Raw genomic sequence first — 23,824 nt, 5'->3', positions numbered from 1 at the left:
GGCTGTCGGCCCCGCCCCTTCGCCATCGGACGCCCCGTTCCGCGCACACGCGCCGTTCGCGTCTCCCTGCCCCGTGCACGCACACCCCCGTTCCCGAAGGGAGGGAAGCGGCCCCTGCCACCGCGGGCACCGCGCACCCGATGACCACCCGTTCCTCCGACGGGGAGCCCGCCTGCCCCGTTCCCGCCGGCCTCCCCCGCCTCTACGGCCCCACCCCCGACACCGGGCGCGACTCCCTCTGGGACGAGCTGCGCGAACGCCACGGCCCGGTGGCCGCGGTGGAGCTGGAGCCGGGCGTCCGCGTCTGGCTGCTGCTGGGCTACCACGAGAACCTCACGGTGCTGCAGAGCCCGCACCTGTTCTCCCGCGACACCCGGAGGTGGCGCGAGGTCGTCGAGGGCCGCGTCGAGCCGTCCGCGACCCGGCCCGCCCTGTCCTGGCGGCCCAACGCCCTGTACGCCGACGACGCCGAGCACACCCGGCTGCGCGCTCCGATCGTGGCGGCCCTGTCCCGGGTGGACATGGCCGCCACCGCACGCGACGTGCGCCGGATCGCCGACGACCTCATCGACGCGTTCATCGCCGACGGCGAGGCCGATCTCATCGGCGGGTTCGCCGACCCCCTCCCGGTCCTGGTGCTCAACCGGCTGTACGGGCTGCCCGACGGCTACGGGCACATGCTCGGCGACCTCACCCGGGTCGTCTTCAGTGACGACGCCCGCAGGGCCGGGGAGGCCGTCGTCCGCACCCAGCAGTACTTCGCGGGGCTGGTCGCCCGCAAGCGCCGCTCCCCCGGGAACGACCTGGCGTCGTGGATGCTGGAACACGCCAACGGGCTGACCGACCACGAGGTGGCGCACCAGGCTGCGCTGATCAACAACGCGGGCCACCAGCCCACCACCCACCTCATCGGCAACACCATGCACACCCTGCTCACCGATGAGCGCATCCGCGCAGCGTACGCCGACGCCCGGCTCTCCGTGCGGGAACTGCTCGACCACGTCATGTGGACGGACACGCCGTTCCAGGTGCTGCCCGCCCGGTTCGCCCTCCAGGACGTGCGGATCGGCAACGCCGAGGTGCGGACGGGGGACGCGCTGCTCATCGGCTTCGACCCGGCGCACCGCGACCCGGCGGTGCGCCGCGGCCGCGAGGAGACCGGTGTGGTGAGCGGGGCGCGGGCGCACCTGATGTTCGGCGCCGGCCCGCACGCCTGTCCGGCCCGGGAGCTGGCCCGGATGATCGCCGCGACCGGGGTGAGCGCCCTGCACGAGCGCCTGGCGGGGCTGCGCCCGGCGATGGACCCGGTCCTGCTGCGCCGGGTGCCCTCCCCGTTCGTGCGCGGACTGGCCGCCCTGCCCGTGGAGTTCACCCCGGGCGAGCCCCGGCCGCGCCCGACCCCCGCCGCGGATCCGTTCCCCGCCGCGGACGCCGGGCAGGAGCCGCGGACCGGCTCGGACGACCCGCTGGGACGGCTGTTCGCCTGGTGGCGGTCGCTGCGCCGCTGAGGCCGCGGAGGGGCCGGAGCCCGCCCGAATCGCACCCCGATCACTACCTTTCGCACCGAACCACCGAATACACCGGCGTGACCCGGAGTACACGACCGGTGATTCAACGGATGCGCGTTCATCGGATGGACACGATAGTGAAAGCGGGAAATCGCCCGAATTGCAGGGTACATTCACACCCGATCGGGACGGGATCCCTTTTCTCGGCACGCCGGAAAGGCGTGTCCCCCCGACCCGGGCCGCTACGGCACGGGTTCCCGCAGAAAAGGATGAACGTGCACACGACAACCCTTTCCCCCGAATCCCCCGATATCACCCCCGCCCCGCGCCGGCTGCGGTCGTGGGCCGCCCGCACGGCGGCCGCCGTCCTGATGGCCGCCGCCGTGGCGGCCGGGACCGCCGCGCCCGCCCACGCCGACAATCCCTACGAACGCGGGCCCGCCCCCACCGAGCAGAGCGTCACCGCGCTGCGCGGCCCCTTCGACACCGACACCGTCTCCGTCTCCTCCCTGGTGAGCGGGTTCGGCGGCGGCACCATCTACTACCCGACCGACCGCAGCGAGGGCACCTTCGGCGGCGTGGTCATCGCCCCCGGCTACACCGCCAGCCAGTCGTCCATGTCCTGGTACGGGGAGCGGATCGCCTCCCAGGGCTTCGTGGTGTTCACCATCGACACCATCACCCGCTACGACCAGCCCGACAGCCGCGGCCGCCAGCTCGACGCCGCCCTGGACTACCTGGTCGAGGACAGCCGGGTCGCCGACCGGGTGGACGGCTCCCGGCTCGCCGTGATGGGGCACTCCATGGGCGGCGGCGGCACCCTCGCCATCGCCGAGGACCGGCCCGAGCTGCAGGCGGCGATCCCGCTGACCCCGTGGCACACCCAGAAGAACTGGTCGGACCTGGAGGTTCCCACCCTGGTCATCGGCGCCGAGAACGATTCCGTCGCCTCGGTCCGCACCCACTCCATCCCGTTCTACGAGAGCCTGCCCTCCTCGCTCGACCGCGCGTACCTGGAGCTGCGCGGCGCGAGCCACTTCGCCCCGAACGTCTCGAACACGACGATCGCCCGCTACTCGATCTCCTGGCTGAAGCGGTTCGTCGACGACGACACCCGCTATGAGCAGTTCCTGTGCCCGCCGCCGCGGACCGGGTTCGGTACGGACTTCTCCGACTACCGCGACTCCTGCCCGCACGGCTCCTGACCCGCACACGGGGGCGGGGCCCCCGCGGCGGGGAGCCCGCGGGGGCCCCCCCACACCGACTGGGGGGGCCGGCGCCCCCGCGCGGGGCCGCCCCCACCCCCGCCACCCCGCCCCCCCGGCCACCCCCCGCCCCCGGGGGGGCCGCCCCGCGGCCCCGGGCCCGGGGCCCCCCGCCCCTTCACCTTTCCGGGCCGCCGGAACCCCGTCGGCGGCCCGCCTCCCGCTCAGTCGTGGAAGACCAGCTCCTCCGGGGACAGCGGGGTGAAGTCGACCTCCTCGATGGGGCCGCCGTCGCGGTCGGTGACCCGGGTCTCCTGGAGCATCTCGATGTCCCCGCCCTCCTGGTACTGGACGATGTAGGCGCCCTGGTGGCCGCCGTGGTCCCCGCCGGAGGACGAGAACGGCACCGGTCCGGGGCCCTGCCACTCCTGCTCCTCCAGCGCGTCGATCAGCGCCTGGCGGGTCAGGTCGGGACCGGCGGACATCAGGACCTGGGCGAACATGACGGCCTGGGTCATACCGAAGATGTGCGTGTTGGTGAGGGGGTCGCCCTCGCCGTACTCCTCGTAGACGTCGATGAAGAACGCCGACCACTCGTCCTCCGTGTCCTCGACCCGGGGCATGTAGCTGGTGATGATCAGCCCGTCCAGGAAGGTGTCCGCCGGCACCCCCTCCGCGTCGGTGTCCTCGGTGAACGCCGCCAGCAGGCCCTGGAGGGTCGCGGTGTCACCGCCGATGCTGGAGACGACCCACTGGGGGTCGTAGTCGGTGCTCGCCGCCTCCAGCATGGCCAGGGCCACGAAGGCCGGGATGCAGGAGCAGACCACGACCTCGGCCCCGGAGCGCTTGAGCTCGGCGACCTGGGCGCTCAGGTCCGGGACCTCGGACTCGTAGTGCTGGCGGGTGACGACCTCGTCGGTGAGGTACTGGTCCAGCCCCTCCTGGGAGTCCTCGCCCACGTCGTCGTTCTGGAACAGGTAGCCGACGTCCTGGCCGGGGAAGTTCTCGACGATGTACTGCCCCTGGATCTTGGCCTCCTTGGTGTAGTCCACCTGCCAGCCGTAGGTCAGCGGGTGCTCCTCGGTGTTGTTCCAGGCCAGGGCCCCGGAGGCGGGGAACACGTCGGGGACGCCCTCCTCGTTGAGGTAGTCGACGACACCGCCGTGGGTGGGCGTGCCCAGCCCCCCGAACATCGCGAAGATCTCGTCCTCGATCACCAGCTGCCGGGTGACGTCGATGGTCCTGGCGGGGTCGTACCCGTCGTCCTCGACCCGGTAGTCGATCTCCCGGCCGTGGATGCCGCCCTGCTCGTTGACGTAGTCGAAGACGGCGGCGGCGCCGCGGGAGATCGACATGTAGCCCGCCGCGGCGGGGCCGGTGAGGGGCTGGTGGGTGCCGATGACGATGGCGTCGTCGGTGACGCCGGTGGACACGGACAGGTCCGGGCCCTCCGACTCGGTGACCTCGCCGGCCCCGGTGCAGGCGGTCGCGGTCAGGGCCAGGGCCAGGGAGGCGGCCAGGGCGCCTCGTCTCGCCGTGTTCATCGTGGTGCGCACGGTGTTCTCCTTCGGTGGGGGGTGCGGTGCGGGATGAGGGGTGCGGGTCAGCGGGACCGGCGCAGGAGCGCGCGCAGCCGCTGGAGGATGCCGTGCAGCCCGAGGGGCTGGAACCGCAGGACGAGGATGAGCAGCACGCCGAACAGCACGATCGGCAGGTTGTTCTCCACGTCCTTGCTGAGCTCGAACGCGCGGACGGCGTCCGAGAGCCAGATCTCCAGGTAGACCACGGCCAGGGCGGCCCACAGGGCGCCCCACATGCTGCCGATGCCGCCCAGGACCAGGGCCGCGAGCAGGGTCAGCGACAGCGCGAGCGTGAACATGCTCGGGGTGGCGGTGCCCAGGACGTACACCTGGAGCCCGCCCGCCAGGCCGCCCGCCGCGGAGGCGATGACGAACGCGGTGACCTTGGTGCCCCCGACGGGGACGCCCGACATGGCGGCGGCGGTCTCGTCGTCGCGGACCGTCCGCATCCGGCGGCCGAGCCGCCCCGTGGAGATCGTCGCCAGGACGGCCAGGCCCAGGACCACAGCCGTCCAGACCACCAGCGCCTTCCACTCGCTGTCGGTCACCAGGCCCTGGAGGAAGGGCGGGGCCCCGGCGGTGCGCACGGTGAGGCCGTTGCTGCCGCCGAACACCTCGTGGTACCGGTGCGTCAGGCCGGGCAGGCCGACGGCGAGGATGAGGGTCGCGCCGGCCAGGTAGGGGCCGTGCAGGCGGGCGGTGGCGGCGCCGACGGCGATGCCGGCGACCACCGCCACGGCCACCACGAGGACGAGGTTCACGGCCAGCGGGAGCATCGGCAGGTTCAGGACCAGCAGCGCCATCGTGTAGGCGCCGATCATCATGAACGCGCCGTGCCCCAGGGACACCTGGCCGCTGCCCCCGGTGAGGAGCTGGAGGCCGGCGACGGCCAGCATCGTGTACCCGACGGCGGCCATCCGCAGCGCGGTGAGGTCGCCGGTGACCAGGAGCAGCCCGGTGACGGCGGCCAGCGCCAGGGCGGCGAGCAGCAGGTGGCGCAGCGGGGAGGGCAGGTCGGCCCAGCCCCGGCGCGGGGCGCTCCCGCGGTCCGGGGCGCTCTCGGCGGAGCGGGGTTCGCGCTCGGTGGCGGACGTGGACATGGCTACACCTTTCGCGCGGTCGGGCGGGACAGGATGCCGTCCGGGCGCACGCTGAGCACGAGGACGACGAGGGCGAGGGCGGTGAGGGTGGCCAGCTCGGGGCCGGCGTAGCCGGACACGTAGGACATGCCGAGGCCGACCAGCAGGCCGCCGATGATCGCCCCGAACGGGTTGTCCAGGCCGCCGACCACGGCCGCGGTGATGCCGTAGACGAAGACGATGTCGAACACGTTGGGCGAGATGAACGGGGGTCCGGCGAGCATCCCCGCCAGGGCGGCGATGAGCGCGGAGATCGCCCACCCGGCGGTGAGCATCAGCCCCACCCTGACCCCGCTGAGCCGGGCCGCCTCGGGGCGGAACGCGGCGGCGCGCATGCGCAGCCCCAGCGGGGTGAAGCGGTACAGGCAGAACAGCAGCACGGCGACGACGGCCACCGAGGCCAGGGCGAACACGTCGGCCGGGGACGGCCGCCCCACGAAGTCGAAGGCGTAGGGGAAGCCGTGCTGCTCGTTGCCCCAGACCATGCCCACGCCCCCCTGGGCGACCAGGAGCAGGCCCAGGGTGACGATGATCCCGTTGAGCTGCGAGACCCGGGCGATGGGGCGGACGATGAACCGCTCCGCGAGTGCGCCCGCGGCCGCTCCCACGGTGAGGGCGGCGGCGAAGCCGATCCAGTAGGAGCCGGTGAGCGGGGCGACGGTGGCGGCGGTGTAGACCGCGATCAGCGCCATCGCGGGCTGGGCGAAGTTCACCAGGCGGGTGGCCTGGTAGATGATGACCAGGGACAGCGCCAGGGCGGCGTAGACCGCGCCGGACGCCAGTCCGCTCAGGGTCAGGTCGACGAAGTGGTCCATAGGGGGTGCTCCTCGGGGTCCGGGGTCAGAAGCCCAGGTAGGCGTGGCGCGTGCGGTCGTCGGAGAGCAGGTCCGCGGAGGGGCCCTCCACGGCCACCCGCCCCTGGTTGAGGACGACGCCGCTGTCGGTGGCGGCCAGCGCCCCGGCGGCGTTCTGCTCGACCAGGACGACCGTGAGCCCGGTGCGTTCGCGCAGGTCGCGTAGGAGGGCGAAGATCTGCTTGGTGACCAGGGGCGCCAGTCCCAGGGAGGGTTCGTCCAGCAGCAGCACCCGGGGGCGGGCCATGAGGGCGCGGCCGATGGCGAGCATCTGGCGCTCGCCGCCGGAGAGGGTGCCCGCGGACCGGCCCAGCCGTTGGACCAGCGGCGGGAACAGGTCCAGCACCTCGGCCTCGGTGGCGCGGTCGCGCCGCGGGGAGCGCCACAGCGCGCCCAGGCGCAGGTTCTCCTCCACGGTCAGCTCCGTGATGACGCCGCCGCCCTCGGGGACGTGGGCCAGACCCCGGGTGATGACGCGTTCGGCGGGCAGCCGGGTGATGTCCTCGCCGCCGAGCAGGACCCGGCCCGCGTCGGCGCAGTGCAGGCCGGTGAGGGTGCGCAGCAGGGTGGTTTTGCCCGCCCCGTTGGCGCCCAGGACGGCCCGGAACCCGCGCTCCGGGACGGTGAAGGAGACGGAGTCCAGGGCGCGGACCGCGCCGTAGGAGGCGCTCAGGTCCACGACCTCCAGCAGGTCGGTGCTCATCGGGCGTCCCCTTCGTCGTCGGCGGTGCCCAGGTAGGCGCGGGTGACCAGGGGGTCGTTGCGCACCTCGTCGGGGGTGCCGGTGGAGATGACCCGGCCGAAGTCGAGGACGACGATGTGGTCGCAGACCTCCATGACCAGGTCCATGTGGTGCTCGACCAGGACGACGGCCATGTCCTCGCCCAGCGCGCGGATCTGCGCGGCGAGCTCGTCCATCTGGCCGCCGGACAGCCCGCCCGCGGGTTCGTCGAGCAGCAGCAGCTCGGGGTCGCAGACGCAGGCGCGGGCGAGGGCGACCTGCTTCTGGACTCCGTAGGGGAGGGTGCCGGGCAGGCGGTGGGCGCTGTCGGCGACGCCGAAGCGGTCCAGGGCCGCCAGGGCGCGCTCGCGGAGCTCGCGCTCGTCGCGGTGGTGCCGGCCCAGACCTGTGACCAGGGAGAAGGGGCCGCCGCGGGCGAGCCGGTCGGCCCCGGCGACGACGTTCTCCAGGACCGTCATCAGCGGGAAGAGGTTGAGGCCCTGGAAGGTGCGGGCGATCCCGGCGCGGGCCAGGTGGTGGGGCCTGCGCCCGGGAGGGGGGCCGCCCTTCCAGGTCAGGGTGCCGGCGGTGGGGCGCAGGACCCCGGAGAGCACGTTGAACAGGGTGGTCTTGCCCGCTCCGTTGGGCCCGATGAGCCCGGTGACGCCGCCCGGGGGCACACGCAGCCCGACGTCGTCGAGGGCGGTCAGGCCGCCGAAGCGGACGGTGATCCCCTCCGCCGTCAGGAGGTGTTCGGTCGCTGTCGTCGTCATGGGATGCGTTCCACCCCGCCTTTCGTGTCGCGGAACCGGTCTATACCGACCGGTTGGTATGGTCAGGTGGCGCGAACTCGCCGTCCGCGGCCTCGGGACGTCAGTTGAAGAGGCGGGCCAGGTCCACCCGGGAGCGGATGCCGAGCTTGCGGAAGATGCCGCGCAGGTGGTGCTCCACCGTCCGCGGGCTGATGAACATGTGCGCGGCCACCTCGCGGTTGGTCGCGCCCTCCGCGACCAGCCGGGCGATCTGCTGCTGCTGCGCGGTCAGCTCGCCGGTGGACGGGGTCTCCGGGCCGCGCTCCCCCGTTCCGAGGGCGCGCAGCTCGGCGCGGGTCTGCCGGACCCACAGCCGGGCGCCGAAGCGCTCGAAGGACTCCTGCGCGTTGTGCAGGTGTTCCCGGGCCCGCCCCGGCAGCCGGGCCCGGCGCAGGTAGGCGCCGAAGAGCAGCTGGGTGCGGGCGTGTTCGACGTCGTCGTCGCCGCAGGAGCGGTGGAGGGCCAGGGCGCTCTCGAAGTGGTCGGCGGCCTCGTCCTGCGGGGCCAGCAGCCCGGCGCAGCGCTCGGCCAGGGCCAGGGCGGCGGGGGAGCCGATCGAGTCGGCCCAGCGCCGGTACCCGGCCAGGGAGGTGCGCGCCCACTCGGTCTCGCCGATGCGGGTGGCCGCCTCGACGAAGTGCGGCGCTGTGAGCAGCCGCATCGTCGGGTGCCCGTGCCCGGGGCCGGCGTGGACGAGCGAGCGCAGCCGGAAGAACGCCTCGGCGGCGTTGCCGCGCGACAGCTCCAGGACCGCCAGCGCCCACGAGGCCAGGGCCGCGGCCAGTCCGAGGCTGTTCTCGCCGGCCTGGGAGGCGACGGCGCGCGCCCGGATCCGGCAGGTGTCGATGTCGCCCTGGATCGCCGCGATCATCGCCAGCGACGCCAGGTGCTGGGTGGCCCAGATGGTCTGGCCGCTCTCCCGGGACACCCGCAGCCCGTGGAGCGCGGTCCCCGCGGCGGACGGGAACCGCCCGCTCCAGAACTCGGAGAACACCAGGAACCCCAGCGCGGCGGGGACGGTGGCCCGCTCTCCCGCCTGGCGGGCGAGTTCCACGGCCCGGGTGTTGGCGCGCCGCACGAACAGGCTGTCCGACAGGCGCAGCCCGGCCACGCCGCCCCAGATCAGCTCCGAGGGCCGGTCGACGGCCTCCGACAGCCGGACGGCCTCGCGCAGCAGCGGGGTGGAGCCGGGGTAGTCGCCCCGGAAGGAGATGGTGCACCCCTCCAGGAAGGAGGCGGCCATGCGCACCCGGTCGGGGTCCTGCGGCCGCACCAGGGGCAGCGCCAGCTCGGCCGCACGCGCGTGGCGGACGGGGTCGCCCGCCAGCGAGGCCGAGTCCGCCGAGCGGACCAGGGTGCGCAGGGCCAGGAGGCGGTCGTGCGGGATGAGGTCGCGGCCCACCCCGTAGAGCCGTTCCGCGACGTCGATCGCGTTGGAGGAGCGCATGGCGATCTGGGCGTCGACGAGGTCGATCAGGGCCCGGCGCCGGTCGGTGGCGGCCAGCGGCCTGGCCTTGGCGGTGAGCAGCGCCGCGTACTCGGAGCGGCCCGCCATGTACGACTCGTAGGCCGCGCTGTTCAGGCGGCAGGCGCGGACGTCGGGGTCGGGGGTGAGCAGGGCGGCCCTCTCGTGGGCGAGCGCGGCGGCCGTGCGCCCCGCGGCCTGCTTGGCCGTCCGGGCGACGGCCTCCACCGAGTCCGCGAGCGCGGCGTCGGGGCCGTCCGCGCCGGCCGCGGTGTGCCGGACGAAGCGCACCGGCTCGGTCCCGGGGTCGGACACGCCCGCCAGGGCCCGGTGCGCGGCGCGCCGGGCGGACGCCGGCGCGTCCTGCGCGAAGGCGCGCCCCACCAGCGGGTCGGTGAAGACGACGGCGTCGTCCTCCACCCGGACCGCCCCGGCCTCCTCGGCGGGCTCCAGGTCGTCCGCCGCCGACCCGCCCGTGCCGGCGGCCCGCGCCAGCAGGTGGAGGGGGACGTCCTCGTCCAGGGCCGCCAGCAGCAGCAGGGAGCGGGTGCGCTCGGGCAGGTCCCGGTAGGGGGCCAGCAGGTCGGCGCGCAGCCGCGCGGGCAGGAGCGGCTCCCCGGGGAACGGGTCCTCCGGCGCCGGGGGCCGGGACTGGAGGTGTCCCAGGAGGACGGCGGGGTTGCCGTGGGCGGCGCGCACCAGGGCGGTGCGCGCCGAGGCCGGGAGCCCGACCGGGGACCGGTCGGTCAGGATGTCGTGGAGTGCCCGCTCGCTCAGCGGGGGCAGGTGCTGCTCGGGCACGCCCGGCACCAGGTCGTGGGTGGATCCGGGCTTGACCCGTCCGTCGCGTGCGGCGAACACGATCGCCGTCGCGGTGCCGGTCAGCCGGCGGGCCGCGAAGGCGAGGGCGTCCAGGGAGGGGCTGTCCAGCCGTTCCGCGTCGTCGACGCACACCAGCAGGGGTCCGTCGCCGGTGAGCCGGTCCAGCAGGGCGGCCGACAGGGCCAGCCGGTCGCCGACCCGGCCCCGGGTCAGGGCCTCGCCCAGCGGGGCCGGGTGCGGGGCCAGCGGGCGCAGCAGGCGTTCGAGCCCGGCCAGGGGGAGGTCGGCCTCGTCTGCGACGCCCCCGCAGTGCAGCACGGTGAAATCACCGGCGTCGGCGCGCAGGTGGGCCAGCAGGGCGCTCTTGCCGCGGCCCGGGCCGCCGGTGAGGAGGAGGGACGCGCCGCGCCGGGCCCTCGCGTCGTCCAGTACTCCGGCGAGGACCCGCAGTTCCGTGTCACGGCCCCGGAGGCGGATCGCCCCGGGGTCGGTGTTACCGCCGATCACGGGCCCAGATTCGCACAGCGGGGCCCCGTCGCGGCAGGTGTCCGGGGTCACACTGGTCGTTTCACCGATCCCCGCACGGAGTCGCACGGGCGCGGGCGCGCGGCGGCCCCCGGCGCCGCGGCGAGAAGCCGGGGACGCCTGTTCCCCCCGTTTCACCTGGGGTTCTGCCCCTTCAAAAGGTGATGTGGATCACCCCTCGACTCGCCTTCGGGGGTTTCCCGTCCGCACACCGCGGTTATCAAGCCGTAACGCGGTGGGAACCCGGTCCCGCGATTCCGACAAAAAGGACACAGGTGCCGCGAGATAGTTTTTTGTCCTCTCCGGGACACTGTCGCGGCCGTCCCGCCCGGGATATCAGTGCGGGGACGTACCCGACGACAGGAGGGAACCACCTCGATGCGGAACCGCCCTCTGCTCGCACACGACCCGCGCCCCCGGGTCGTCCCGCCCACCTTCGGTGTCGAAGAGGAGTTCTTCGTCGTCGATCCGCGCACCCGCCGCATCCTGTCCCGCGCCCCCGACCTGCTGGCCCGCACCCGCCTGGCCGACCGCCTGTGCGGCGAGTTCAGCCGCGTCCAGGTGGAGGCCAACAGCCCGGTGTGCGGCGACGCCGCGGACGCGCGCCGGTTCCTGCGCGAGGCCCGCCGCGAGCTGGCCAGGGCCGCCGACGTCACGGGACTGGCCGTGGTCGCCTCGGGGACCGCCGTCCTGGGCGACCCCGCCGGGGCCGACGTGAGCGACGGCGCGCGCTACGCCGACATCGCCGCCCACTTCGGGTCGCTGCGCGAGTCGCACGTCGTGTGCGGGTGCCACGTGCACGTGGGGGTCCCCGACCGGGAGGACGCGGTGCTCGCCGCCGGGCACCTGCGCCGGTGGCTGCCGTTCCTGATCGCGATGTCGGCGAACTCCCCCTTCGAGAACGGCCGCGACACCGGGCACGCCAGCTGGCGCACCATCGCCTGGAACCGGCTGCCCTCGGCCGGGCCGCCGCCGCGGCTGGGCTCCCTGGCCGAACACGAGCGGGCGGTACGCGCCCTGGCCGACGCCGGGGCGATCCTGGACCGGCACATGGTCTACTGGGACGTCCGCCTCTCCGACCACCTGCCCACCCTGGAGATCCGGGTGGGCGACGTGGCCGCCACCGCCGAGGAGGCGCTGCTGTTCGCCGCGCTGACCCGGGGCCTGGTCACGCGGGTGCTGGCCGACGTGCGCCGCGGCGCCCCCGTCCCCGACATCTCCGACCCGGGCCTGCGGGCGGCCATGTGGCGGGCGGCCCGCGACGGCCTGGAGGGCGTGGTCCCCGACCCGCTCACCGGGGAGGCCCTGCCCGCGGCGGTCGCCATGGACCGGCTGCTGGCGGCCGCCCTGCCGGGACTGCTCGACAACGGCGACGCCGACCTGGCGTCCGACCTGCTGGACCGGCTGCGCCGCCGGGGCTCGGGGGCGGCCCGGCAGCGGGCGGCCCACGACCGCCGGGGACGCTTCACCGACGTCGTGGACCACCTCATCGACCACACGCTGGAAGGGCTATGACCCCCCGTGCCCCAGGTCGGCGGCGGTGGGCGGGTCCGCCCCCTCGCGGGTGACGGTGACGGCCGCGGCCCGGGCGGCGAAGGACAGCATCTCCTCCAGGTCCCGCTCCGTCAGCCCGGCCAGCCGGGCGCGCGGGTCCTCGCCCAGCCGGTCCCGTCCGTCCAGCCAGGCCAGCAGGGCGCCCATGAAGGTGTCGCCCGCACCGACCGTGTCCACCACCTCGACCCGGGGCGCGGCCACCTCGGCCCGCGCCCCGTGGGCGAGGGCGAGGGCGCCCCGCGCGCCGCGGGTGACCACGACCAGCGACGGGCCCAGGGCCGCCAGCGCGGCGGCCGCCTTCTCCACGTCCTGGTCGGGGTAGAGGAACGCCAGGTCCTCGTCGCTCGCCTTGACCAGGTGCGCCTGCGCCGCGTTCCGCAGCGCCAGCGCGCGGGCGGTGTCCGGGTCGCCGATCACGCCCGGCCGGATGTTGGGGTCGACGCTGACCGTCACCCGGCCCCGCCCGTGCTCACGCCGCAGCAGCGCCTCGACCGCGTCCGCGCCCGGCTCCCGGAACAGCGCCAGGGAGGCGGCGTGCAGGGCGCGCACCCCGGGTTCGAGCTCCTCCGGCAGCTCGCCGGAGCGCCACCGCCAGTCGGCGGCGTCGTCCATCCGGAAGTCGTACACCGCGGACCCGTCCGCGCCCAGCCGGGCCAGCGCCAGAGCCGACGGCTCCTCGGCGGCCAGCAGCCCGTCCGGGTCCAGGCCCTCCACGGCCAGCCGGTGCCGGATCGTCCGCCCGAACCCGTCCGAGCCGATCCGGGCCAGGAACCGGGTCGGCACCCCCAGCCGGCGGGCGGCGACGGCCGTGTTGGCCGGCCCCCCGCCCGGGGCGGCCCGCAGCAGCCCCGGCCCGCCCGGGACCGGCAACAGGTCCATGACGTTCTCGCCGACCACCACCAGGTGCGGCGCGGCGTGCTCGCGCACCGCCGCCGCCAGGGACACCGACAGCGGCAGCTGCGGCAGCAGGGTCGCCTGGTAGGCGTGGTACACGTCCGGCTTGCCCGCCCACACCGTGGCCGCGGGCCGGTTCCGCGGGTCCAGCTCGTGGTGCCAGCTGCCGTGCTCGAAGTCCAGGTGGTGCCGCTCGGCGTAGTCCCACCACTGCTCGTAGTACTCCAGCAGGGTCCGGTCGCCGGTGTGCAGGGCCAGCGCCCACGCGGCCATGGTCGCCTCGGCCGCCACCCAGTGCATGCGTTCGCGCACCACCGGGCGGTCGTCCCAGTCCAGGGTGTAGACGAAGCCCTCCGCGCCGTCGACGTTCCAGCCGCGTTCGACCGCGTGGGTGAACAGGGACCGCGCGTCCGCGCGCAGCCACGCGGGGACCGGCTCCCCCGCCCGCCCCAGGGCGATCTCCAGGTGCACCAGCAGGCGCGCCCACTCCAGCAGGTGGCCGGTGGTGCTCCCGAACGGCCGGAACGGGTGGTCGGGGTGGTCCCGGTTGTAGTCCGGCAGGGGCCGCCAGTCGGCGGTGAAGTGCTCGGGCAGCCGCCAGCCGTGGTCCGCCGCCACCCCGTGGATCAGGCGCTCGGCGATGGCCAGCGCCCGGCGGGTCCACACGGTGTCGCCGGTGGCGTCGGCGGCGGCCAGGAACGCCTCGACCGCGTGCATGTTGCTGTTGGCGCCGCGGTAGTCCTCGGTCTCGGTCCAGTCCGCGTCCCAGCTCTCCAGCAGGGCCCCCGCGGACTCGTCCCAGAACCGCTCCTCGATCACGGCCAGCGCCTCGTCCAGCAGCTCCCGCGCGCCCGGCCGGCCCGCGACGGCCGCCGAGGCCGCGGCCAGCGCGACGAAGGTGTGCGGGTAGGCGGACTTGCGGCCCTCGGAGCGCTCCCGCGGGACCTCGTCGAACCAGCCGCCCCGTTCGGCGTCGCGCAGCGGCCCCCGCGCCAGTGCCCGCACGCCGTGGTCGGCCTGCTCGGCGGCCTCCGCGTCGCCGCGCAGGTGGGCCAGGGAGAACACGTGCGTCATGCGCGCGCTGATCCAGGTCTCCACCGGCCGGTCCGGATCCACCCGGCCCCGTGCGTCCAGGGCTCCGAACCCGTCCGCCACCGTCGAGGCGGCGGCGAAGCCGCGCAGGCGCGCCTCCTCCTGCCTCAACCGACCGGGGTCGCCCGGGGGCCGCTGCGTCACAGTCACATTCCCTCGCCTCTTCCAGCGCCCGGACCCAGGGGACGGGCGGCCGACATGGACTCAGGACAACGTTGACACAGCCCCCGGGGGACGGTCACCCCGTCCCCCCGCTTAACGGTCCCCGGGCGGCGTCCCCTCCCCGGATCCGGCGGCCGAGCGCGCGTGCCGCCGCTGTCCCAGGTCCGCCGAGCGGCAGGTCCACCTGATGTGCTCGGCCACCGACACGGGGTCGTCCGCCATCGGGATGTGGCCGCTGCCGATCAGGGAGACCATGCGCGCGGTGGGCACCCGGCGGTGCGCGTGCTGGGCGCTGGACGGCAGCAGGGTGCGGTCGCGGTCGCCCCAGGCGATGGTGACGGGGCAGTCGATCGGTCGGGCCGCGAAGTCGTACTCGGCCACGCGCGGGATCATCCGGATGAACGGCGAGCCCTCCTGGAGCCCGCGGACGCTGAAGTGGGTGGCCTTGGCCTGCGGCGTGGACGGGTCCCCGCGCAGGACGACCCGGGCCAGGGCCCGGGCGGGGGCCGTGCTCGCCAGCCGCTCCTTGACCGGCATGGGCACGCGGGTGGCCAGGCGGGCGAAGGCGTCCACCGTGCGCAGCCCCCAGCGGCCCAGCCTGTCGGAGAACCCGGCTGGCGAGAACACCGTCACCGACCCGGCGACCCCCCGGACGCCGAGTTCGAGCGCGATGGACCCGCCCAGCGAGTTGCCCGCGACGTGGGGGCGCTCCAGTTCGTGGAACCGGCAGAACGCCTCCACGGCGTCGGTCATCGAGATGATGTCGTAGGGGTCGCCCATCGGCGGCGCCGGGGTCCGTCCGAACCCCGGCAGGTCGACGCAGAAGACGCGGTAGTCCCCCACCAGCCGTGGGAGGACCGCGCTCCAGCTCTGGCGGCGGTCGCCCAGACCGTGGAGGAGGACCAGCGGGCGGCCGGTGCCCCGTTGTTCGAAGGCGATGCGTGTCGGATCCATGAGGCTCTGTTTACCCCGGGGCGACGGGGCACCCCGGGGTACGTGGACGGATTCTGAACGGAATCTGTCGTTTTCACACCCGGATCTCACCTGGTGGCTACGCCCGGCGACGCTCCGGTGACCGGGTGAGAAAGACGCCGGCGAGCACCAGGAGCAGGCCGAGCAGCGGGCCCGCGCCCAGCCCCAGGCCGGTCACCGTCAGGGTGAGCAGGCCGCCGCCGGTCAGGGCCGCCGCCGCCAGCACCTGGACCAGGCCGGGCGAGCCGGACAGCACCTTGGGCGGGGTCTCGAACCGCACCGCCCAGTGGGCCAGCGGCAGGACCAGCGGCACCACGACCACCAGGCCCAGGACGCCCCACACGATCCACAGCCAGGTCATCGGCTCCGGGGTGTTGATCCCCAGGCCGAACACCACGACCCCGGCGACCACGCTCATCGGCAGCATGTGCCACAGGTAGACCGTCATCAGCTGCGGGCAGATCCGGTCCAGCAGGCGCGCGGGACCGGGCTTGTCGGCCCAGGCGCCGATCGCCTCGCGGGCCAGCAGGGCGACGCCGATCTGGAGCGCGCCCAGGGCCTCCAGCACCAGGGTCGGCGGGGCCACGTTGGAGGTCTCGGCGGCGAACACGCCCGTCATGTTCAGCGAGTACGGGCCGAACACCACCAGGGTGAGCGCGGTCAGCGCGCCCGCGCAGGCCAGCAGGGCGGCGTGGACCCGGCGGACGCGGCCGGTCACGTAGAGGAAGCCCACCTGGTGCACGGCCAGCCAGACGAACGCGACGTTGAGGTAGCCCAGCCACTCGACGCCGGCGCTGAACCGGGTCACGTCGACGGCCACCGAGCCGGCGGCCAGGGCCGCCAGGGTCCACCAGCCGAAGCGCTCCTGCGCCCGGACCAGGACCGGCGTGCAGACCACCACCAGCACGTACACCGCCAGGAACCACAGCACCATGCCCGCGGCCCCCGCGCCCACGAGCACCGGCTGCGCGGGGGCGCCGCCCAGCACCAGCACGTGGGAGACCACGATCCACAGCACCGCCAGGGGCACCACGGGCCAGGCGAGCCGGCGCAGCCGCTTGGCGTACCAGGTGGCGACGGGGACGCCCTTGCCCGAGGCGGCCCGCCAGCTGATGAGGTTCGCGGCGCCGCCGACGAAGAAGATCAGCGGCATCACCTGGGAGACCCAGGTGAGGGCGAAGCCGCCCTCGGTGGTCAGTACGCTCCCGGCGTCGAGCATGCCCTGGTTCTGCGCCAGGACGGGGAGCCACCAGTGCTGGGCGACGACCAGCACCATGACCAGCAGGCGGAGGACGTCGAGGAAGCGGTCCCGGCCGGCGGCCGGGGCGCTGTGCGACTCGACGCCCGTGAGGGTCCGGGCCGTCTGCGGGGTCGGCGGGCCCTCGGGGCCTGCGGTCACGGTCATCCGATCACTCCTTGGGTCTTCCTGCCGGCGGGCCCGGACACGCGGGTGTCCACGAAAGGGCCGCACCGGCCGGTTTCAGGGGGGAGGACGCGCACACCCGCGCCCCGTCGAAGGGATCGCGCCCGGGCGGGGGGATCGGCCACCGGACCGGGCGCTTCGTATTCCACGACCTTAGGTGTGATCTACCGGGGATCGCGATGGATCTGACGCCTCTTTACCAGGGGCGGTTCATCCGACCCCGAATGGTGGTGCGCGCACCACCACGGCCGGGGTCCCCGCCCCCGTGACATCAGGGGGCGGTGGGCAGGGCCCGCTTGTGCGCGGTGGCGCGGTAGCGGGCCACGAGGGCCTCCTCCACCTCCGCGGGGACGGGCAGGCCCTCCAGGAAGTCGTCGATCTGCTCGTAGGTGAGGCCCAGGGCCTCCTCGTCCGGCTTCTGCGGGGAGAGGGTCTCCAGGTCCGCCGTGGGGACCTTGGCCACGAGGTCGTCCGGGGCGCCCAGGGCGGCGGCCACGGCGCGCACCCGGCGCTTGGTGAGCCCGGTCAGCGGGACGAGGTCCGCGCCGCCGTCGCCGTACTTGGTGAAGAAGCCGGTGACGGCCTCGGCGGCGTGGTCGGTGCCGACCACCAGGCCGCGCAGGCCGCCCGCGACCGCGTACTGGGCGATCATGCGCTGGCGGGCCTTGACGTTGCCGATGGCGAAGTCCTCGGCCCCCGCGTCGGAGTAGGCCATCCCGGCCTCGCGCAGCGCCGCCGCCATGGCCTCGGTGGCCGGGCGGATGTCGACGGTGAGGAGCCGGTCGGGCCCAGTGAACGCGGTGGCGCGTGCGGCGTCGTCCTCGTCCTTCTGCTCGCCGTGGGGCAGGCGCATCGCGACGTACTCGGCGTCGCCGCCCGCGGCGCGGACCCGGTCGACCGCCAGCCGGCAGAGCCGCCCGGCGGTGAGGGAGTCGACTCCCCCGCTGATCCCCAGGACCAGCGCGGTGGCCCCGGTGGTGGTCAAGCGCTCGGCGAGGAAGGCGACGCGGCGCTCGATCTCGGCGCGCACGTCGAATTCCGCGGCGACCTCCAGGTCGCGGATGATCTCTCGGCGGTCCCGGCCGGGCTCCGTGTCGGTCACGTGGTGTCCCCCTGGGGATGCGGTACGGCTGTTGGCCGATTATCGCCTGTCCGCAACACCGGATGTGACATCGGCGACCTGTTCGTCCGATTTCGGTTCCCCGGACAGCCGGCGGGCGAACCGCTCGTAGTCCACGACCAGACCGTCCCCGTCGACCGTCAGCCGGTACTCGCCGTGCAGCGGGTCGCGGTAGGTGTACACCTCCAGGCCGTCCTCGGCCGGGTGGCGGGTGTAGCGCTGGCGCACCCGGCGCACCCGCAGGGACGGCACGTCGATCCAGGCCACCGCGATGTCGCGGTACTCCCCCGGGCGCAGGCCCAGGCGGCGGATCGGCAGGGTGTTGGTGAGCGGGGTGGCGGCGACGTCCGCGTCCAGGCAGCCCACCAGCTCCGGCAGGGGGCGCCCCCCGGCGTCGGACCAGTGGCCGTCCTGGGCGGTGAGGCGCACCGAGGTCGGCCCGCGCGCGGAGAGCACCTCCACCTCCACCTCGCGGGTGGTCCAGGCGAGGTCGGCGCGGACGCCGAAGCGCACGAAGTACCCGGCCCCGTCGTCGTTCACGACGGTCTCCCCGGCCTCCAGGCGGTACCCGTCGGGCGCGGGAAGGAGGGCGCCCAGTCCGAGCCCCTCCGGGACGTCGGTCCGGGCCCAGGCGGCCGGGTGTTCCTTCGGTAACGACATGTCACCGTTCTACCGTTCCGGGACCTCGGCCGCCAAGCCCGTCAGGGGCCCGTACCGCCTCGGCGGCACGGGCCCCGGGAGGAGTGCCGGGGTCCGGTCAGACCGAGGCGTCCTCGACGGCGGTCGGACCGCCGCCGGAGCGGATCTCGGCCTCGACCCGGTCGAAGTCGGCGGCCATCTGGTCGCTGACCCTGCCCAGGCCGTTGAACACGAAGATCGCGGCGAAGCTGAGGGCCGCGGCCGGGACCATCGCGTACAGGCCGGTGCCGAAGACGGCCGCGTCCAGGATGTCCCACAGGATGGCGGTGGCGCCGCCGGCGATCATGCCCGCCAGCGCACCGGCCCAGGTCATCCGCTTCCAGAACACCGACAGCAGCAGGATCGGCCCGAACCCGGCGCCGAACCCGGCCCAGGCGTAGCCCACCAGGTCCATGACCGACCGGTCGCCCCACAGGGCGATGGCCGCCGCGCCCAGGGCGACGGCGATCACCGCTCCCCGGCTGATCCACAGCAGGGTCTTGGGGCTCGCGTCGCGGTCGACGAACGCCTTGTAGCCGTCCTCGGTCAGCGCCGAGGAGGCCACCAGCAGCTGCGAGTCGGCGGTGCTCATGACCGCGGCCAGGATGGCGGCCAGCAGCAGTCCGGCGACCAGCGGGTGGGACAGGGACTCGATGAGGAGCGGGAACACCTGCTCGGGGGTGGACAGCGGGGTGTCGAAGTAGGCGATGCCGATGAACCCGACCAGGACGGCCAGGGCCATGGCGGTGACCGCCCAGGTGACGCTGATGGTGGCGGCGGCCGGGATGTCCTTGACCGAGCGGATGCCCATGTAGCGGGCCAGGATGTGGGGCTGGCCGAAGTAGCCCAGGCCCCAGGCCAGGCCGGAGATGATGACGACCGCGCCCAGGGTCTCGGTGGACACCCACGCCCCGGCCTCGCCGTCCAGGGAGGTGCCGCCCACGGCGGAGAGCAGGCCGTCGCTCTTGGCGGCGACACCCTCGGTCAGGCCCGCGAAGCCGCCCAGGGCGGTGATGGCCAGCACCGGGACGACGAGCAGGGCCAGCCACATCATGGCCGCCTGCACGACGTCGGTGTAGGAGACGGCGAGGAATCCGCCCAGGACGGTGTACAGCACCACGATGCCCACGCCGATGGCGATGGCCGGGGCCGGGTCCAGGCCGAAGACCTGGTCGAACAGGGCGGACATGGCCACCAGGCCGGAGGCGACGTAGAAGAAGTAGAAGACGATGATGAGCAGCGAGGACACCGCGCGCAGCAGGCGCGTGGGGTCGTTGAACCGGTTCTCCAGGAAGGAGGACAGGGTCAGCGAGTCCGAGTCCCCGCCCGTGCGGGCGTCGGTCACCCGCTGGGTGTAGACCCGCAGGCGCGGGGCCAGCAGGATCCAGCTGCCGGCGAAGCCGCAGGCCAGGCCGACGGCGATCCAGGCCTCGCCCAGGCCGGAGACGTAGATCGCGCCGGGCAGGCCCAGCAGCAGCCAGCCGCTGAAGTCGCTGGCGTTGGCGCTCAGCGCCGCCACCCAGGGGTTGAGCTGGCGGCCGCCCAGGACGAAGTCCGATTGGGACACGGTCTTCCGGTAGGCCCACAGGCCGATGGCGACATGACGGCGAGGTAGACGCCGAAGGTCCCCACAGCCCAGAGTGTGAACTCGTTCAAGTCCGTTCCTCTCGTCGAGAACGCGCCGGGGTTCCTTACGCGTTTCTTACGTGTACTGCCCCGGGATCATCACCATTTGTTCCGCGGGTCACAACACCCGGCCTCGGAAAAACACCACTTCGAGACCTCGCCGAGTCATGGAGCGGGAAGGATTGTCCGCCGCGCCATGCCCCCGGGTGAACTTTCGTCCGCTGGGACAAAAGAACCGAACGCGACTCGATCCCCGGTCCGCACCGCCCGCCCCGCACCGGTATCGACATCCCCGGAACCGCCGCCTAGCCTGGGATCAGGGCGGTGACCGGCCCTCCCCGCGCCCCCGCCCCGCGACGACCCCCGTTCCCGTCCGAGAGTCGAGGACGAACGGCCTTCCCGAGCCGCCGTACAGAAAGCGGGAGGACCATGACGAGCGGAACCGGCCGGACCGGCGGGCGCCGCCGCGGCGACCACCCACCGGTGATGGGCGGCGTACCCCCCGCCGACCCCGACTTCACCGGCCGCGAGGCGATCCTCGAACAGATCCACGACGCCCTGCACCGGAGCGGGGACGCCCGCTACCTCATCGAGGGCGGCAGCGGTGTGGGCAAGAGCCTCATCGCCGGCCAGTACGCGCACCGGTACGCCGACCACTACGACCTGATCTGGTGGGTGCCCGCCGCCACCGACATCGACGCCAACGGCTCCTACCTGCGCCTGGCCGAGCAGATCGGCCTGGACGCCTCCTACGACCACATCGCCCGCACCGTCCGGGACGTGCGCCGGGCCCTGGCCCACGACCCCGGGATCGGGTCCTGGCTGCTGGTGTTCGACGGCGCCGCCGACCTGGAGTCCCTGGCCGCCGACTACATGCCCGAGGGCGGCGGCCGCGTCCTCATCACCGGCCGGGACCGCCGCCGCCCGCACCGCGGCGTGCCGGGCCTCATCGACGGCCGCGTCGTCCCCCGGCTCGACACCGCCGAGAGCCTGTCCCTGCTGCGCAGGCTGTGCCCCGAGCGGCTGGAGCCGATCGGCGCCGGGGAGCGCCTGGCCGAGCAGCTGGAGCACCTGCCGCTGGCCCTGGCCCAGGTCGGCGCGTTCCTGCGGGAGTCGTCGCTGGGCACCGAGGAGTTCCTGGAGCGCTTCGAGGAGCGGTACACGGACAAGGTCACCCGAATGGGCGCCGACGACGAGCACACCGCCCCGCTGGCGGCGGCCTGGGAGATCCAGGCCGAGGAGCTGCTCGCCGGGGACGCGACCGGGCGGGCGGTGGTCGAGCTGGCGCGGCTGTGCGCCTTCCTCGCCCCGCTGCCGCTGTCCCGGTCGTTCTTCGCCCGCGCCCGGGACCTGGCCGCCACGCCGGAGCAGGAGGAGCTGTTCGGCGACGAGGCCCGGCTGGACCGGGTCCTGGAGTTCATGCGGCGGCGACGGCTCGCCTCCGTGCGGCCCGGCACCTTCCACCTGCACGAGCTGTTCCAGGAGGTCATCCGCGACTCGATGCCCCTGGTGGAGAAGGTGCGCTACCGCGACCTGGCGCGCCGGCTGCTGGCCCACAACGACCCCGGGGACCCCGCCGACCCCGCGTACCGCGACCACTACCTGCTGATGCACGCCCACGTGAAGGCCTCCCAGGCCTGGTCCGGGCGCGACCCCCGGGTGCGCGCCCTGGTCCTCAACGTGATCGGCTTCCTCACCGAGATCGGCGAGTACGCCAAGGCGGTCGGCGTCGCCGACCAGGCCGTCAACGCCTGGGGGGACGACCCCGTCCTGCTGCTGCACGCCCGGCTGCGGCGCAACATGATCCGCCGCCTGCACAGCGAGTACACCACCGCCCTGGCCGAGGCGCGCGACATCCACTCCGCCGAGGTGGCCCGCGGCGGTCCCGACTCCGACGAGGCGCTGGAGGCGCTGCGGGCGATCGCCATCGCCCTGAGCGGGCTGGCCAGGTTCGACGAGGCCGAGCGGCTGTTCCGGAGGATCCTCGACCACCGCCGCGACCGGGCGCCCGCCGAGCCGCCCACCCTGGAGGCGGCGCACGACTACTCCCAGGTGCTGCTGGAGCAGGGGAGGTTCACCGAGGCGCTGGAGGTGTCCGAGCGGAACCTGCGCGAGCGCGTCGCCCTGCTGGGGCAGGACCACGTGTCCACCCTGCGCACCGACCTCAACCTGGGGCTGACCCTGATGTTCCTGGGGCGCTGGGAGGAGGCGCGCGACCGGCTGGAGGGCTGCATGGCGCGGTTCGCCGCGCAGTCGGCCGCCGACACCCCGCACGCGCTCCAGGGGCTGCTGTTCCAGGCCGCCGTGTACCGCGCCCTGGGCGACACCGGGGCCGCGCTGGAGCACTCCGCCCGGGCGCTGGCCCTGTACCGGCGGCGCTACCCGGCGACGGTGCGCCAGGCGCTGTACGGCCGGGTGGTGCACATGGTGACCCTGGCCCTGGCCGGCCGCGGCGAGGAGGCGGCCGCCGAGGTGCGGCTGCTGCTCCCGGCGACCGACGAGCGCTTCCCGGCCGACCACCCGTTCCCGGCCTGGGCCCGGGTGGGCGCGGGCATCGCCCTGCGCTCCCGGCAGGCGTTCGCCGCCGCGGCCGACCTGGACCGCGCGGCCCTGGAGCGGCTGCGCGCGCTCTACGGGGCGGGCTCGTTCAACACCCTGGCCGCGGCTCTCAACCTGGCGACGGACCTGTACGGCCTGGAGCGGTACGAGGACGCGCGCGCCCTGGACTCCCTGACCGAGGCCGACTGCCGGGCCCTGCTGGACCCGGGCCACCCGGTCATGCTGACCGCGCGCCGCAACCACCTGGTGAGCCGCCAGGCGCTGGGCGACGACGTCAAGGAGGAGTGGACGGACCTGTACCGGCTGTTCCTGTCCCGGTACGGACCCGCCCACCCCGCCACGGCGTCGATGACCTCCTACACCCGCCAGGACTGCGACGTCCCGCCGGTCGTCGCGGTGTAGGAGGGGGAACGAGGGTGGGCCGTCAGATCTTGGCGGTCGCCAGGAAGGTGGTCCATTCGTCGTTCTTGAATCCGAGCCGGGTGAGGTCCGGGTTCACCGAGTCACGGAAGTGCGATTCACCGGACTCCAGGTTCAGCACCTCACAGCACGCGCCGACATCATAGGAATAGCGGGACTTCCGCCACTGCCCGAAGAATGCCGAACCGTTTTCCGAACGACTGACCATTATCCGTCCACTCTGACTGATATAGCCATGCTGGCCAATGAAAATTTATGCACCCAGCACCGAAAGCCAGACAAATGCAGATATAAGCCACTACAGAAATAGGCCACCCGAGACCCGGATGCCTCGTGTTCACACTGGAGCTTGCCGCACGATCCCGGTGCCGGGCGCAGCGAACAACTCTTTTTTCCACGCGGAACACACGGCGCACAAGCAACACAAGGAGAAGAGGAGATCGCTTTTGCGTAACGTTGCGCGCGACATACCGACCCCGGAAAGAAGCTCGAAAACCGAGGGCACTTCGTGCCCGGATGTCTTTTTATACATCCGCTGATTGACTTCTATGCATTCCCCGGGCCGGCTCCCGGCGCCGGGGACGGCGGCGGGGCGCGGGCGGCGGCGCGCGCCCCCCGGCCCGGCGCGGGGGGGCGGGCGCCGCCGGGCGAAACAGTCTCTCCCCCGCCGGCACGGGGGGGGCGGGCACGTCG

General features: G+C 74.0%; 16 protein-coding genes and 2 pseudogenes. 4 read left to right on the top strand and 14 right to left on the bottom strand.

Going from position 1 to position 23,824, the window contains the following annotated elements:
• Positions 1-140 precede the first annotated feature (140 nt).
• Entirely contained in the window at positions 141-1,508 is a 1,368-nt protein-coding gene (locus ACFVNO_RS12150) for a cytochrome P450 (RefSeq protein ID WP_378891903.1), read from the top strand.
• A gap of 371 nt (positions 1,509-1,879) precedes the next feature.
• Positions 1,880-2,713: a dienelactone hydrolase family protein gene (locus ACFVNO_RS12145; RefSeq protein WP_355263520.1), complete on the top strand. Its 834-nt coding sequence runs from the start codon at positions 1,880-1,882 to the stop codon at positions 2,711-2,713.
• A 224-nt stretch (positions 2,714-2,937) separates the two neighbouring features.
• Here ACFVNO_RS12145 and ACFVNO_RS12140 read toward each other — a convergent pair whose 3' ends face one another.
• From ACFVNO_RS12140 to ACFVNO_RS12115, 6 genes are all read right to left on the bottom strand, one after another.
• Positions 2,938-4,257, bottom strand: a complete 1,320-nt coding sequence (locus tag ACFVNO_RS12140; RefSeq protein ID WP_355263517.1) for an ABC transporter substrate-binding protein — start codon at positions 4,255-4,257, stop codon at positions 2,938-2,940.
• 59 nt (positions 4,258-4,316) lie between these two features.
• A complete protein-coding gene (locus ACFVNO_RS12135) occupies positions 4,317-5,393 on the bottom strand; it encodes a branched-chain amino acid ABC transporter permease (RefSeq protein WP_355263380.1) in 1,077 nt (358 codons plus the stop codon).
• 2 nt (positions 5,394-5,395) lie between these two features.
• Positions 5,396-6,247, bottom strand: a complete 852-nt coding sequence (locus tag ACFVNO_RS12130; RefSeq protein WP_355263377.1) for a branched-chain amino acid ABC transporter permease — start codon at positions 6,245-6,247, stop codon at positions 5,396-5,398.
• Between the two features lie 25 nt (positions 6,248-6,272).
• Positions 6,273-6,989, bottom strand: coding sequence for an ABC transporter ATP-binding protein (locus ACFVNO_RS12125; protein ID WP_378891898.1), 717 nt, complete (start codon positions 6,987-6,989; stop codon positions 6,273-6,275).
• Positions 6,986-7,780: an ABC transporter ATP-binding protein gene (locus ACFVNO_RS12120; RefSeq protein WP_355263373.1), complete on the bottom strand. Its 795-nt coding sequence runs from the start codon at positions 7,778-7,780 to the stop codon at positions 6,986-6,988. Before ACFVNO_RS12120 ends, ACFVNO_RS12125 begins: the two co-directional genes overlap by 4 nt.
• Positions 7,781-7,880: 100 nt before the next feature.
• Positions 7,881-10,613 carry a LuxR C-terminal-related transcriptional regulator gene (locus tag ACFVNO_RS12115; protein WP_355263370.1) on the bottom strand — a complete coding sequence of 911 codons (2,733 nt, stop codon included), beginning with the start codon at positions 10,611-10,613 and terminating at the stop codon, positions 7,881-7,883.
• Between the two features lie 396 nt (positions 10,614-11,009).
• Between ACFVNO_RS12115 and ACFVNO_RS12110 the strand changes: the two genes are divergently transcribed.
• A complete protein-coding gene (locus ACFVNO_RS12110) occupies positions 11,010-12,146 on the top strand; it encodes a glutamate--cysteine ligase (RefSeq protein ID WP_355263367.1) in 1,137 nt (378 codons plus the stop codon).
• Here the strand turns inward: ACFVNO_RS12110 and ACFVNO_RS12105 are convergent.
• From ACFVNO_RS12105 to putP, 7 genes and pseudogenes are all read right to left on the bottom strand, one after another.
• The gene (locus ACFVNO_RS12105) at positions 12,141-13,064 is read right to left on the bottom strand and encodes a carbohydrate kinase (protein WP_355263514.1); all 924 of its coding nucleotides are present in this window, start codon (positions 13,062-13,064) and stop codon (positions 12,141-12,143) included. The two genes, ACFVNO_RS12110 and ACFVNO_RS12105, sit on opposite strands and share 6 nt — an antisense overlap.
• A 45-nt stretch (positions 13,065-13,109) precedes the next feature.
• Positions 13,110-14,321: pseudogene (locus tag ACFVNO_RS12100) on the bottom strand (AGE family epimerase/isomerase); the annotation flags it as partial.
• Between the two features lie 105 nt (positions 14,322-14,426).
• On the bottom strand, positions 14,427-15,287 hold the full coding sequence (locus ACFVNO_RS12095) for an alpha/beta hydrolase (protein ID WP_355263364.1): 861 nt from the start codon (positions 15,285-15,287) through the stop codon (positions 14,427-14,429).
• A 97-nt stretch (positions 15,288-15,384) separates the two neighbouring features.
• The gene (locus tag ACFVNO_RS12090) at positions 15,385-16,710 is read right to left on the bottom strand and encodes an acyltransferase (RefSeq protein ID WP_220563812.1); all 1,326 of its coding nucleotides are present in this window, start codon (positions 16,708-16,710) and stop codon (positions 15,385-15,387) included.
• 289 nt (positions 16,711-16,999) lie between these two features.
• On the bottom strand, positions 17,000-17,830 hold the full coding sequence (gene nadE / locus ACFVNO_RS12085) for an ammonia-dependent NAD(+) synthetase (RefSeq protein ID WP_220563813.1): 831 nt from the start codon (positions 17,828-17,830) through the stop codon (positions 17,000-17,002).
• Positions 17,831-17,869: 39 nt separating this feature from the next.
• A complete protein-coding gene (locus ACFVNO_RS12080) occupies positions 17,870-18,508 on the bottom strand; it encodes a putative glycolipid-binding domain-containing protein (protein WP_378891892.1) in 639 nt (212 codons plus the stop codon).
• A 97-nt stretch (positions 18,509-18,605) separates the two neighbouring features.
• Positions 18,606-20,128: pseudogene (putP, locus tag ACFVNO_RS12075) on the bottom strand (sodium/proline symporter PutP).
• A 453-nt stretch (positions 20,129-20,581) separates the two neighbouring features.
• Here putP and fxsT point away from each other — a divergent pair.
• Entirely contained in the window at positions 20,582-23,113 is a 2,532-nt protein-coding gene (fxsT, locus tag ACFVNO_RS12070; protein ID WP_355263354.1) for an FxSxx-COOH system tetratricopeptide repeat protein, read from the top strand.
• Between the two features lie 22 nt (positions 23,114-23,135).
• Here the strand turns inward: fxsT and ACFVNO_RS12065 are convergent, their stop codons facing one another.
• Positions 23,136-23,339 (bottom strand): DUF397 domain-containing protein, encoded by a 204-nt coding sequence (locus ACFVNO_RS12065; RefSeq protein ID WP_220563817.1) that lies wholly within the window; start codon positions 23,337-23,339, stop codon positions 23,136-23,138.
• Between the last annotated feature and the right edge of the window lie 485 nt (positions 23,340-23,824).

This window comes from Nocardiopsis sp. NPDC057823 (assembly GCF_042797335.1).
GTDB lineage: Bacteria > Actinomycetota > Actinomycetes > Streptosporangiales > Streptosporangiaceae > Nocardiopsis > Nocardiopsis changdeensis.
This window is presented reverse-complemented; position numbering and strand designations above follow the sequence as displayed.